The sequence below is a fragment of the Brevibacterium sp. BRM-1 genome (assembly GCF_026802075.1).
GTDB lineage: Bacteria > Actinomycetota > Actinomycetes > Actinomycetales > Brevibacteriaceae > Brevibacterium > Brevibacterium rongguiense.
The window spans coordinates 2,260,303-2,273,789 of sequence record NZ_CP113788.1 but is presented as its reverse complement, the minus strand read 5'-3'; the positions used below and the strand labels follow the sequence as shown (position 1 = coordinate 2,273,789).

The 13,487-nt window shown below is 70.1% G+C and carries 9 protein-coding genes; 2 read left to right on the top strand and 7 right to left on the bottom strand.

The genetic code is table 11. From position 1 onward, the window contains the following. Positions 1-20 precede the first annotated feature (20 nt). Entirely contained in the window at positions 21-3,041 is a 3,021-nt protein-coding gene (locus BRM1_RS10020; protein ID WP_268525582.1) for a DUF1116 domain-containing protein, read from the top strand. A gap of 58 nt (positions 3,042-3,099) precedes the next feature. Here BRM1_RS10020 and BRM1_RS10015 read toward each other — a convergent pair whose 3' ends face one another. From BRM1_RS10015 to BRM1_RS09985, 7 genes are read right to left on the bottom strand one after another with little or no spacing between them, the layout of a single operon-like run. Beyond that, on the bottom strand, positions 3,100-4,209 hold the full coding sequence (locus BRM1_RS10015; RefSeq protein ID WP_326956827.1) for an XdhC family protein: 1,110 nt from the start codon (positions 4,207-4,209) through the stop codon (positions 3,100-3,102). Between the two features lie 49 nt (positions 4,210-4,258). After that, positions 4,259-5,416: a VWA domain-containing protein gene (locus BRM1_RS10010; protein WP_160951987.1), complete on the bottom strand. Its 1,158-nt coding sequence runs from the start codon at positions 5,414-5,416 to the stop codon at positions 4,259-4,261. Then, a complete protein-coding gene (locus BRM1_RS10005) occupies positions 5,373-6,296 on the bottom strand; it encodes an AAA family ATPase (protein ID WP_160951986.1) in 924 nt (307 codons plus the stop codon). Before BRM1_RS10005 ends, BRM1_RS10010 begins: the two co-directional genes overlap by 44 nt. Next, the gene (locus tag BRM1_RS10000; protein WP_268525579.1) at positions 6,289-6,963 is read right to left on the bottom strand and encodes a nucleotidyltransferase family protein; all 675 of its coding nucleotides are present in this window, start codon (positions 6,961-6,963) and stop codon (positions 6,289-6,291) included. Before BRM1_RS10000 ends, BRM1_RS10005 begins: the two co-directional genes overlap by 8 nt. A gap of 10 nt (positions 6,964-6,973) precedes the next feature. After that, on the bottom strand, positions 6,974-7,921 hold the full coding sequence (locus BRM1_RS09995; RefSeq protein WP_268525578.1) for a carbamate kinase: 948 nt from the start codon (positions 7,919-7,921) through the stop codon (positions 6,974-6,976). Between the two features lie 7 nt (positions 7,922-7,928). Next, on the bottom strand, positions 7,929-9,944 hold the full coding sequence (locus BRM1_RS09990) for a hydantoinase B/oxoprolinase family protein (protein WP_268525576.1): 2,016 nt from the start codon (positions 9,942-9,944) through the stop codon (positions 7,929-7,931). Then, positions 9,941-12,070 carry a hydantoinase/oxoprolinase family protein gene (locus tag BRM1_RS09985; RefSeq protein WP_160951983.1) on the bottom strand — a complete coding sequence of 710 codons (2,130 nt, stop codon included), beginning with the start codon at positions 12,068-12,070 and terminating at the stop codon, positions 9,941-9,943. Before BRM1_RS09985 ends, BRM1_RS09990 begins: the two co-directional genes overlap by 4 nt. Before the next feature lie 345 nt (positions 12,071-12,415). Between BRM1_RS09985 and BRM1_RS09980 the strand changes: the two genes are divergently transcribed. Then, positions 12,416-13,408 carry a GTP pyrophosphokinase gene (locus tag BRM1_RS09980; protein WP_160951982.1) on the top strand — a complete coding sequence of 331 codons (993 nt, stop codon included), beginning with the start codon at positions 12,416-12,418 and terminating at the stop codon, positions 13,406-13,408. Positions 13,409-13,487 lie beyond the last annotated feature (79 nt).

Genomic DNA, 13,487 nt, shown 5'->3' with positions numbered 1-13,487 from the left:
CCCACAGACAAGGAAGTTCCATGTCGGATCTCTTCGACGCCCGCACCGGCGTCTACTATGACTCGGTCGCCCTCATGCAGGTCTCCGCCCGAGTGAAGCGGACCACCGGGATCAGCGACGCGCTGATCGGCATGGGAACCCCCCTCAATCTCGACCTCATGCGCGCGGCCGGCTTCGACGTCTCCGGAGACGTCGGCCCCGGGGATCTCGTCATCGCCGTGCGCGGTGACGGCGAACAGGCCCTCGCGGCGGCCCGCACCGAACTCGAGGCGGCGTTCGACGAACTCGCGCGGGCTGCCCGGGCATCGGAAGGGCCCGGCGGGCAGGATCAGCCTCCGCTCACAGTCGAAAGTGCGGCAGACCGTCACGGGGCCAACCTCGCCGTCGTCTCCGTCGCCGGCGAGTACGCGGGGATCGAAGCTCTGGCCGCGCTCGACGCCGGTTGCTCCGTGCTCCTCTTCAGCGACAACGTCGACGTCGCAACCGAGGTCGAGCTCAAGCGAATCGCGGGCGAGCGCGACCTCCTTCTCATGGGCCCCGATTGCGGCACTGCGATGATCGGCGGCGTCGGACTCGGCTTCGCGAACACCGTCCCCCCGGGGCCGTTCGGCATCGTCGCCGCCTCGGGGACCGGTTCCCAGCAGGTCGCCACCCTCCTGGCCGCGGCAGGCACCGGAGTCTCCCACCTGCTCGGAACCGGTGGGAGGGACCTCGGCGCAGAGGTGGGCGGGGCCTCCGCCGCGCAGGCGATGAGGGCGCTTGCCGCCGATGCCCGGACCGAGCGCATCATCGTGGTCTCGAAGCCCGCGGACACCGCGGTTGTCGGCCGGCTCGAGGCACTCGCCGCCGACCTCGGCGTCCCGGTCAGCTGGGCCGTACTCGGTCCGGACTCCCCCGACCTCACCGCCGGTGTCGAGGCCGCGCTCGAAGCGGCGGGCCACGAGGCCGTCGAGTGGCCCGTGTGGGGCAAGGCCGCGCAGTGCACTCCCGACGGCCCCCTCGTGGGGCTCTTCGTGGGCGGCACCCTCGCCGACGAGGCGATGCTCATCGCCAGCCGGTCACTGGGGCCCATCGCCTCGAACATCCCCCTTCCCAGGGCCCCGCAGATCGGCGGCAGTAACCTGCCGGCCGGCCGGCACGCGATCGTGGACTTCGGCGACGACTCGATGACGGAGGGCAGGGCGCATCCGATGATCGACCCCAGCCTGCGCCTGGCGGCCATTCGCGAGCAGGGTGAGAACGCGGGAGTTCTGCTCCTCGACCTCGTGCTGGGCCACGGCGCCCACCCCTCGCCCGGTGCCGAACTCGCCGCGGCGATCTCGGATGCGCGCAGCGCCGCGGCCGCCCGTGGACGCGAACTTCCGGTGCTGGTGAGCCTCATCGGAACCACCGACGATCCGCAGGATCTCGAGGCGACAGCGGCGGCACTCGTCAACGCGGGAGCCCAGGTATTCGCGTCGAACTCACAGGCAGTGCGGCAGGCGCTCGCGCTGGTCGACGGCGCGCGCGCCGGCGCCGGCACCGGTTCGGGTGCGGACACGCAGGGGTGGGCGCAGGACCCCGGCCCCGGCAGGCCCGCGGAGCACCGGATGCCCGACGGAGCGTCGACCGGGGAGGAGCCGCTGCGCGGTCTGCTCGGCTCGGAGCTGATCGCGGTCAACTGCGGCGTTGGGCTCTTCGCACAGTCGCTGCGCGATCAGGCGATCGAGGTGGCGGAGGTGTCCTGGCAGCCGCCCAGCGCCGACCCTGCCGAGATCTTCGCGATCATGGCGGACCCGCGCCGACTGACGGCGAATGCCCTCGCCCTTGAGCGCATGCTCGGCGCCGGTGCCGAGCTCATCGGCCTCCGGCCAGCTCGCGAGTGCCTCGGGCTGCGAGATCACGAATTCCTCCACTCTGGGCCTCCGCTCCGCTGGGAGAATGCCTCCGGACCGATGCGCGGAGCACTCGCGGGCGCGGTCGTCTTCGAGGGCCTCGCGGAATCCCTGGCGGAAGCGGAGGCCGGGCTTGCCGCCGGGACCTTCACCACGGCGCCGTGCCACAGCAGGGACGCGGTCGGCCCGATGGCCGGTGTGGTGAGCCCGTCCATGTGGATGTTCGAGCTGCGCGACCCGGTCTCCGGCAATCGCGCCTACTGCTCCCTCAACGAGGGTCTGGGCAAGGTTCTGCGCTACGGGGCCAACGGCCCGGAGGTACTCGACCGCCTGCGCTGGATGCGCGACGTCCTCGGCCCCGTACTCGCCCGCGCAGTGGAGTCGCACGGACCCATCGACACCAAGAGCTATGTCTCGCAGATGCTGCAGTCGGGCGACGAGGGCCATAACCGCAATCGCACGGCGACCCTCCTGTTCCTGCGCGATCTCATGCCCGACCTGTTGGGCCTGCAGTGGCCAGCCGAGCAGCTGGCCGAGGTCTGCCGCTTCCTCGGCGCCAATGACTACTTCGCCCTGAACCTCGTCATGCCCACGTGCAAGCTCGCGATGGCGGCCGCGAAGGACATCCCAGGATCCTCCCTCATCGTCACGATGGCCAGGAACGGCACGGAGTTCGGTGTGCAGACGGCGGGCGCCGGTCCGACATGGTTCACCGGGCCGGCACAGGTCGCCGACGGCCTCTACCTGGGCTCTTACGGCCCCGAGGACGCGAATCCCGACATCGGCGACTCGGCGATCACCGAGACCGCGGGCATCGGCGGACTGGCCATGGCCGCGGCCCCGGCGGTCGTCCGCCTGGTGGGCGGTGACGTCGCATTCGCCGTCGAGACCACCCGGCGGATGTACGAGATCACTGCGGGAGAGCACCCCGTCCACCAGATTCCGATGCTCGAGTTCCGCGGCGTGCCGAGCGGCATCGATGTCGTCGCGGTTCTCCGCACGGGCGTGCTGCCGCAGATCAACACCGGAATGGCCGGGCGGGTGGCCGGTGTCGGTCAGGTCGGTGCGGGGCTCGTCACCCCGCCGTGGGAATGCTTCACCGAGGCGGCCTCCGAACTGGCGCGTGCGACGGGGGGGCGCGACCGCGCAGCCGCATCCGCGGGGTGAGCAGCGCCGTGCTCGTTCGGATCCGGCGCCCGGCAGGCGCGCATCCCGCGGGGGGTTCTCAGCGGTGTATCGGCCCGCGGAGTCGGCTGAGCGGCCGTCCTGTCGCACCGCTCTGACGGGCAAGCACCTCGGCGAAGATCGACACGGCGGTGGCCTCGGGGGTCTGCGCCCCGATGTCCAAGCCGATCGGTGCGCTGATCCTCGCCAGCTGATCGGGTGCCGTCCCCCGCTCCTCGAGCACCGCCCGGCGGCGTTCGTGGGTTCGGCGGCTGCCCAGGGCCCCAATGAATCCCGCCCGCGACCGCAGCGCCTCCTCCAGCACTGGGACGTCGAACTTGAGGTCGTGGGTGAGGATCGCCAGCACAGTGCTGGGATCGATGCGGCCACCCTCCCTCTCCTGCGCAAGGTAGCGGTGCGGCCAGGCGACCACCACCTCGTCGGCGGCGGGGAACCGGGCCTGGGTGGCGAAGATCGGGCGCGCGTCGCACACCGTCACCCGGTACCCCAAGAAGCGCCCCATCTCCGTCAGCGCTGCGGCATAGTCGATCGCGCCGAACACGACGAGCCTCGGGGGATGAGCGGTGGTCGTCACGAAGATGCGGGTGCCCGCCCCCAAACGCCGACCGGTGGCGTCGTACTCGCGAATGCCCGTCCGCCCGAGGCGCATCATGGCCCGCGCGTCCTCGATCACATGTCGGGTGAGCCGCTCGGGGCCGACACCGCCCGCCTGCTCCTGCGCGGAGACGAAGACCGCTCCTTCGATCGGTTCCACTGGAGGACCGTCCGGCGGTGCTCCGGCAGCCTCGTCACCGTCTGCGAGCTCCCCGTGCGCTGCGAACGGCACCGGAAGCGCGAGGGCGGCTGGCGCGGTGCCGGCACACGCGAGGAATGAGCGCAGCGCGGTGCGCACGCGATCGCCTACGGGCACGACGAGCACGTCGAGCCTGCCACCGCAGGCCAGCCCCACGGAAAGCGCCTCGTCATCGCTGACTCCATAGTGGGCGATCTCCGATGTGCCGCTGTCCAGGCACGCGAGCGCGAGTTCGTGCACCGCCCCTTCCACACACCCGCCGGAGAGGGAGCCCAGCACGGTGCCATCGTCGGCCACGGCCATCATCGCACCGGGGGGACGGGGGGCGGATGACCACGTCTCGACGACGATCGCCACCGCGCACCTGCGCCCTGAGGAGAGCCAGTCGAGCAGTTCCGCAGCGATATCAGGCATCGGCGACCGCCCCGCTCACCCGATTCGCTCCGGTGGAGAGCCGCAAGGCCGAAATCGCATCGGCCGCCGCCTGCCAATCACGCACGTCTGTGCCGGCAATGAGCACGTGCGCCTGCGCGGCGGCAAGCCTCATGCCACGCGCCGCCGGGGAGAATCCGGCACGGCCAGACCGCGGGTTCACCCAGACGAAGCGGTGAGCGAGCCGCCGCAGCCGAGTCGATGCGGCCTCGAGGGCGGCGAAGTCTCCCTGCTCCCACCCGTCGCTGATGAGGACGACGACGCTGGCCCGGACGGCCGTCGAGTGCTCGGCTAGCAGGGTTGCGAGGACGTCACCGAGCCTGGTTCCGCCTCCGAGGTCCGGAACCGCCTCGCGCGCGCGGGCGATGGCGGGGCTCGCAGCACCGGACCTCAGCATGTCGGTGATCTCACTGAGGCGGGTCCCGGCGGCAAAGCAGCGAGCTCCCGTTTCGAGTGCGGCCCGCCGCGCGAAGCGCAGGCTCGCGGCCATCCACTGCTCCATCGAAGCCGACACATCGCAGATGACCGTCACCCGCCGGGCCCGCTGCGCGGGGGCGCGTCGGGGGAGTCGCTCCAATTCCTCACTGCGGAGGAGCTGGCGCACCACCCGCCGCAGCTCCGGCCGCCCCGCACGTGCACGGCGCAGGCGCCGAGTGCGGCGCAGCGCCGGGCCGAACCGGACTTCGTCGATCAACTCGACCGCCTCTCCGCGCAGCTCCGAGCGCCCCAGATCCGCACGGCGCAGGATCTCCCGCCGGCTGGCCCCTGCCTGCATGTCCTGTGTCCCGACTCCGGCGGGCGGCGGGCCCCCAGCCTGAGCGGCGGCGGGCTCCGGGACCTCGACCTGCGCGCGGGAGCGCACGAACGGCGGCGCGCCGGAGGCGAAGAAGCGGGCGAAGACACGATCGTGCACCGCGAGCTGTTCGGGGTCCCGACAGATCACCGCCCGCGAAGCGGCGCACACCCGTGCCCGATCGAGTGGGCCCACCTCGGCGACGGCCGCCTGGAGGTCTGCCACGGCGCTCGGTGGCGCCGGCAGTCCCGCACGTCGCAGATCCCCCGCGAAGGCGGCGAGCACACCCGCGAGTTCAGGCACGATCGTCACCGCCGAACCGAGCGACGTCGTCGGCATCCTTGAGCACTGCGCTCAGCGCTGCGCGCGCGGCGGGCTGATGGAGCTCCTCGACCCCGAGGGCACTCAGGGCCCGCAGCCAGTCGATCGTCTCGGCCGTGCCTGGAGGCTTGGCCGGACCGGCGGCGCGCAGTCGGCCGGCCTCGGCGACGACCGCCGCGCGCAGGCGAGCTGCGGATTCGGGGACGCGCTGGGCGAGGATGCGCTCCTCCTGGTCGGCGTCGGGCTGGGCGAACCAGTGGTAGAGGCAACGCCGCCGCAGTGCGTCGTGGAGCTCGCGCGTCCTGTTGGACGTGAGGATGACAAGCGGAGGAATCGCCGCTGTGATGGTGCCGAACTCGGGCACAGTGACCGACCATTCGGAGAGGACCTCGAGCAGGAGCGCGTCGAACTCGTCGTCGGCGCGATCGATTTCGTCGATGAGCAGCACCGCTCTGCCGCGTTCGGTCGAGGACTCGAGTGCCTGCAGCACTGGCCGGGCCAGCAGAAAGCGGCGGTCGTGAAGCTCGTCTGCCAGCTCCCGCGCGCCGATCGGCCGCCCCAGGGCCTTCGCCTGCGCCTCGATCGTACGGATATGGAGGATCTGCGCGGCGAAGTCCCAGTCGTACAGCGCGTGAGTGGAATCGAGGCCGTCATAGCACTGGAGCCGAATGAGCGGGCCACCGGTCAGGGCAGCAAGGGCGGCGGCCAGACTCGTCTTGCCCACTCCGGGCGGTCCTTCGCAGAGGAGCGGGCGGGTCAGGCGGGAGGCGAGAAAGCAGGCTGCGGAGAGATCGGGCTCGGCCAGATAGCCCTGCGCGGCCAGTGCCTGGCGCACGGCGGCCGGAGAAGAAAGCACCCCATCGCCTGCGGCCTGGGCGGGGTCGTGCCGCTCAACCATGTGCTTCCACTCCTTTTTCGGGCGCCGGGATGCGCATACCCCGCTGCTCTGCGGCCTCACGGGTGTCGATATCGAACCCGCCGCTCATGCCCGGTGCGAGGAGATCGGCGCACTCGATTGCGACGGTTTGCGCCGCGTGCTCGCGCAGGTAGCGACGAGCACCGGTGTCACCGCTGGCGCTGGCCATCACCGCCTCCAACAGCCCCGCGCCGAAGACGACGGGGTGCCCCGGGTGCCCATTCCACGCACACCTGGCGAGCGCCTCGGCAGGCGGACGGGCGGTGCCGTTGACGACGGCACCCGCCAGCCGGGCGTGCGCGGTTGCGGGAACGTCGACAAGGTCGGCGAGCATGACGAGAACGGCCGACGGGGCACCGGCGGCTGCGGCCGACAGCCCCGCGCGCAGTGAGGCCGACAGCCCGCGGGCCCAGTCCTCGCAGATCACCGTACGAACACCGTGCGGCACCAGCGGCACGGCACTGCCCGCCCGCGCTCCGAGCACGACGATCGACTCGAGCGGTTCCACCGCAGCCATTCTGCGGGACTGCTCGGCGATGAGCGGCGTGCCGTCCGGCATCCGCAGCAGCGCTTTGGGACAGCCCAGCCGCGAACCCGCCCCGGCCGCTAGGAGCACCGCACTGAGCCGCGGGCGGGAGGTCGCCATCATCTGGACGATCCTAGTCGGCCGCGCCGGCGACCGCCGTGACCACTGTCCCCGCGGCGCCTGCCACGGCTTCGGGAAGAGCACCGAGGGCGGCGATGACCCCGACCGGGCCGCCGGCCTCCACGAAGCGGAGCACCGCCTCGACCTTCGGTCCCATGGAACCCGAGGCGAATGTGCCCGATTCGCTGATCCCGCGCAGCTCCGCTGCCGTGATCGGGCCGATGTCCCGCGCGGAGGCGGTCCCGAACCCCGCGACGGCGCACGACACGTCCGTGGCGATGATCAGCCGATCCGCCCCGACAGAAATCGCCAGCTGCGCCGCACTCAGGTCCTTGTCGATGACAGCCGATGCTCCGTTGTAGCCCGTGCCATCGGGCACGACGGGCACGCCGCCGCCGCCGGCCGCCACGACCACCCAGCCGGCATCGGCCAGCAGTTCGACGGTGGGGGTCTCGAGGATGCGAAGCGGAGTCGGCGAGGCCACGACGCGTCGCCATCCCCGGGCTCCGAAGTCCTTCCACACCTGCCCGTGCGCCGTCATCGCGCGCGCGTGCTCGGCATCCTGGTAGGAGCCGACCGGTTTGACCGGGTTCTCGAATGCCGGATCCTCCGGATCCACGACGGTGCGCGTGATGAGCGCGACCACGCCGCGCTCGATTCCCCGCGCGCCAAGCTCCTTCTCGATGCGGTTGACGAGCGTAAAGCCCAGGGTGCCCTGGGTCTGCGCACCGCACCAGTCGAGACTGACCGGCGGCAGCTCGGAGGCGGCGAGCTCGTTCTTGCGCATGATGTTGCCCACCTGCGGTCCGTTGCCGTGGGAGACGACGACCTCGTGACCGGCAGCCACGAGGTCCGCCAGGTGCACGGCGGCTCCGGCGATGGCGCGACGCTGGCTGTCCGGTGAAGCGTCGCCGTCGGGGCCGGTCATCGCATTGCCGCCCAGTGCGACCAGAACCCTCATGGGCGTCTCACACCCAGTCGACCGCAGGGGCCTGCGAACCGTCGCTGCTGAGGGCGGCGAAGCCGGGCCCACGGTCGAAGAAGGGCTCTGCAGCGCTGCGCTCGGCCCGCATCCGCTGACGCAGTCCGTCCGAGCCCGCCGCGTCCACGGCGATGTTGTCCGCCGCACCGGAAATCACGACCCCATAGGAGTCGCGCGCTCCATCGGCACTGACCTTGCCCCACTGCACGTCGCGCAGCACCTCGCCGTAGGGGCGCTCCAGCGGGTCGCCCCATCCCCCGCCGCCCGTCGTGCGGATCCGCACTACCTCACCTGCGGCAATCGGCTCCGCATCGGCAAGCGCGTCCACCGTGCGCTCATGGGCGCCGCCGGGGTCGATGGTGACCTCGAACGGCCTGCCTGCCTTGCCGCCCTTGACTCCCCAGCACGCGAGGATGGATCGGTCGGCGATCGACATGAAGTTCCCATCCTTGAGCATGCGGATGTGCTTCTCATAGCCGAGCCCGCCTCGGTAGCGGCCGGCGCCGCCGGAGTCCTGGGCCAGACCGAGCCGCTCCACCCGGAAGGGGAAGCGCGATTCGGTGAATTCCGTCGGGAGATTGCGCGAGTCGGGCACCACGTGGATCGTGTCCTCCCCGTCCGCGTAATAGCGCCCACCGGACCCACCGCCGAGCACCTCGCGCATGAGGTAGTCATTCCCGTCCCGGTCCTTGCCGTAGACGCCGGTATAGCGGATCGTCTCCTGGTCAGCGGGCATCTGCCCATCGACGGCCTTCGCCACAACGCCCGCAAGGACGCCCAGCAGGCGAAGGATCACGAAGGTGCGCGCATTCGTGGGGCCTGGGAACACGGGGGTGAGCAGCGTTCCCTTCTCGGGGAATCGCATCTCGATGAGCGGCACGATGCCCTCGTTGACGTCCAGCTCCGTCATCCGCTCGGGGCTGTCGGCGAGGTTGCGGAGAATGGGGGCGAGCCACTTCTTGAGGAAGTTCCCGCCCACGTAGTCGCCGCAGTGGTTGATCGGCCCCGCTGCCTGGGCGGCAGTGCCGGTGAAGTCGACGATGAGCCGTGGCCCGTCGTCGGGCCCCCCCGTCGAGACTTTCGTCAGCGTGATCCGCTGAGTATGGAGCATGGGGTCGGAGACTCCATCGTGCTCCGCATAGTCCTCCCACACGTACTGCCCATCGGGGATCTTCGAAAGAATCTCCCGCCGGTAGATCTCGGTGGTGTTGTCGAGGATTGTGTCGAACGCGGCCTCGACGGTGTCCACTCCGTAGCGGGCGAACAGCTCGCCCAGCCGCCGGGCGCCCATCAGGCAGGCGGAGCATTCGGCGTCGAGGTCAGCGGAGAGCGAATCGGGCATCCGCGAATTTCGCGTCATGATCCTCAGCGCGGCCCGGTTGGGCCTGCCGGCATCCCACAGTTTGATGGGCGGGATCATGAGGCCCTCTTCGAACACGCTCGTCGCACCCGAGGGCATCGAACCCGGGCAGGCTCCTCCGATGTCGTCGTGGTGTCCGAAGGCCTGGACGAAGCAGACCACCTTCCCATCGGAGAACACCGGCACCGTCACGCACATGTCCGGGAGGTGGCCGATGCCGCCCTCGGACTCGTAGACGTCATTGTGGAAGAAGACGTCGCCCTCCCTCATCTCCTCGATGGGGAAATCCCGGACCACGGGATGCACGAGTGCGGAGTAGGACCGCCCCGTCAGCTTCCGCAGCTGCCTGTCGTGGATGCCGGCACGGAAATCGTGGGCGTCGCGGATCATCGGGGACCGCGAAGTGCGGGAAATGGCGGTCTCGACCTCCATCTCCACACTCGCAAGGGTTCCCTCCACGATCTCCACCACGATGGGGTCGACCGTCGTGCCCGCGGCAGTCAGTCGCTCGCCGTGCTGGTAGGGCGTGGGGAGGCCGGCGGGGTTGATCGGCTCGGCGGCGATGTAGGCCGCGAGGGCATCACCGGTCAGCGGCTGTTCGCCGAGCATCGAACCCGAATAGGTCTGCTGCGTAGACGTCACTGTGCTGCCTCCTGGCCTGTACTGCGGGTGATGATGATGTTCGCGGCGGAGTCGATCGCGGCGGTGAAACCGGGGTGAAGGGGAACGGTGGAGCCGAACTCCTCGATGATGGCGGGGCCGTGGATGCGGTCACCCGCCAAGAGCTCGGGCCGCCAGTAGACCTCGCTGTCCGCATAGCCGTCGGCGGCGTCGAAGCACACGGCACGCGTGGCCGTGCGCGCCCGTTCCGCGAGCGGCGCGGCCCCTTCGGCGGCTGCGATGCTGCGGGTTGCCGGGCGGGTGATGGGCCCTACCCCGGAGACGCGCAGGTTGACCCATTCCACGTGCTGATCGTCCGCGTCTGCGAAGTCGTAGCCGTAGAGCTGGCGGTGCTCGGCATGGAATGCCCGGGTCACTGCGTCCGCCCATTCGCGCGAGATGGCCCCCTGCGGCGCATTCACCCGCACCTCGAATGCCTGGCCGAAGTAGCGCAGGTCAACGGAGCGATCGAAGACGTGGTCGTCATCGGCGAACCCCTCGTTGCGCAGCGCCTGGGTGGCGCGGTCCTGCAGGCCGGTGAACACGGCGCCGATTTCCTCCAGGTCCAACCGGTCATCGCGGGAAACGTGCGTTTGCACGTAGTCGTTCTTCACGTCGACCGTGAGCAGCCCGAATGCGGAGACGTTCCCGGGATTCAGGGGCACCACGACCCCGGCGAGGTCGAGGATGTCGACGAGGGTGCAGGCGAGGAGGGAGCCCGAACCGCCGAAGGTTGTGAGCATGAAGTCGCGCACGTCGAGCCCGCGTTTGACCGAGATCTGGCGGAGCGCGTTCGCCTGGTTCCACGCGGAGATCTCGAGGATTCCCGTGGCCGCCTTCTCCGTGCTCAGTCCCAGGCGCGAGCCGAGAGCGGCGATCCCGCTGCGTGCCGCCTCGGCATCGAGGGGGATCTCACCCCCCAGCAGATGCGGAGGGATGCGCCCCAGCAGTACGTGGGCGTCGGTGATCGTCGGCTCAGTACCACCGTTGCCGTAGCAGATCGGCCCCGGGTCGGCGCCTGCGGATTGGGGGCCGACCTTGAGCTGGCCCTCCGCAGTCGTCCACGCGATCGACCCGCCCCCGGCGCCCACGGTGACGACGTCGATCATGGGGATCTTCGAGGGGTACGCGCCCACCGAACCTTCGGTCGTGAGCGCGGGCTCGCCATCGAGGACCACAGTGACATCCGTGGAGGTTCCTCCTCCGTCGCAGGTGAGGACCTTATCGAAGCCGGCTTCTCGGGCGATGAGCCCGGCTCCGAGGGCTCCCGCCGCTGGACCGGAGAGCACGGTGGTGATGGGCTGGTGAATGACCTCGTCGGCGGAGAGCACGCCTCCGTTGGACTTCATGATGTAGAAGGGAATGGCCTCCCGCTTGCCCGCTGCGGTCCCGGTGTATGCGTCGAGTCGCTCATGGATGTTGGTCACGTAGGCCGACACCTTGGGTTTGACGGCCGCGTCGACCAGTGTGGTCATGGAGCGCTCGTACTCGCGGTACTCCCGCAGCACCTCCGAGCTGAGGGACACGATCGCAGTGGGGTGGACCTCCTCGAGGATCTCCCGCATCCGCTGCTCGTGGGCGGGATTGGCGTAGGCGTGCAGAAAGTTCACACCCAGGGTGTTGATGCCGCGGTCCTTGAACCACTGCGCGGTCTCGCGGGCCTGACGCTCATCGAATGGCCGGACCTCCGTGCCCTCGAAGTCCATTCGACCGCCCACCGTCTTGACGAGGTCAGCGGGAACGATGCGGTCGGGCTTCACCCAGAAGTAGGAGTTGCCGTAGCCATCCGGCACCGCCTGCCGGGCGATCTCGAGCACGAACTCATAGCCTTCGGTCGTGATGAAGCCCAGTTTCTCGAGCTTGCCCTCGAGGAGCTGGTTGGTCGCAACCGTGGTGCCGTGGCTGACCGCCACGATGTCTTCACCGGACGCTCCCAGGATGCCCAGCACCTTGTCGATGCCGTTGATGAACCCATCGGCGGGGTTGCTGGGCGTCGATGGCGTCTTCGTGGTCGTCAGCTCGCCGGTGGCCTCGTTGAACGCCACCACATCGGTGAACGTGCCACCGGTATCGATTCCGATCCGGATTCGCGAATTCTCCTGCGGCATCTGTGTCCTTCCGGGTGCGCGGCAGCGCCGTGTTCGACGAGGGGAACAATGACCCCAATCATTCCCCGTGGCGCAGATCACTCCACCGGCACAATCTGCTGAACCCTCGGGAGGCCTTCGTCGACAATTGCGCCGGCACCCGGAACGGGGAGTCCCCGGTGTCCGCCTGTGCACACCGGTCCCGGTGCCACCGCAACAGTGCGGGGCGGGGCAGTGCGCAGCACCCCGCACTGCCCCGCAGCGGCCGCTCCCCGCTCGCCATCCGGCCGACGGCTTCGCCAGCAGGTTCGGTCAGTTCGGCCGGTGCCCACGCACCGCGTCCGCCCCGTCTGCTTGGATGGGACCATGACACGGAAGTCACTCGAGCGCGCCACCGCTCGCTACGCGGAGCGGTTCCCGGCCATGAAGCGCCACGCCGCCGAATTCGTCGACGCCCTCACCGCCGTCATCGACGATGCGGGGATCAACTACCTCTCGGTCACGGGGCGGGCGAAGTCACCGGAGTCGTTTGCCGACAAGGTCCGGCGCCGCACCGCCGAATTCGGCCACACGGACTTCGACCCCGCCGTCGAGGTCACCGATCAGGTGGGGGCGCGGATCATCACGTACGTCCACAGCGACATCCCGCCCGTCGCGCAGCTGCTCGCGGACAACTTCACGGTGCTCGAGGACCGCGACATGGGCCGCGAGACCGCCCGTGAGGGCCGGTTCGGCTACGCCAGCCGCCACATGCTCATCTCCGACGACCCGCAGGCCACGGGCTTCGACGCCCGCCACTGCGCCTCCGTGCAGATCCGCACGGTCCTCCAGCATGCGTGGGCCGAGTTCGAACACGATGCCCGCTACAAGGGCACCGTCCCCGAAGAGCACGCCGCCGAACTCGACCGCCGGTTCACGCTGGCCGCCGGTCTCATCGAGCTTGCCGATCGCGAATTCTCCATCATCCGCGACACCCTCCAGTCCGGGCTGCGCCACGCAGACTTCGACTCCGACGGCGCCCGCGATGCCTCCCACATCGATCCTCGCGAACTCGCCTCGTTCCTGGCCGGCTGGTACGAGTCCGCGGGATTCTCCCGCTCCGAGCACTACCTGGCCCAGGTGCGCCTCCTCACCGAACTCGACATCACCTCGATCCCCCAGCTGCGCGACGAGCTGCAGCAGGTCGACACCGAGCGGATCCTGCGCGCCATGGGCTATCGGCATCCGCCGGGTGCCATCCGCAGGCTCGACGACGACCTCCTCGCCCTCTTCCGCGAGCGCTACGCGGACCTGCCCGGCAACGCCGAGCGCCGCGATGCGCTGCGCCGGCGGATGCAGCGCCTCGGCAGCCCGGACTGAGGCCCGAGCGGGCGCTCCACCGCGGGTATGCCGGATGCGCGCGAGTGCGGGGCGCACTGGAACCCGCCCCGGCGGATAG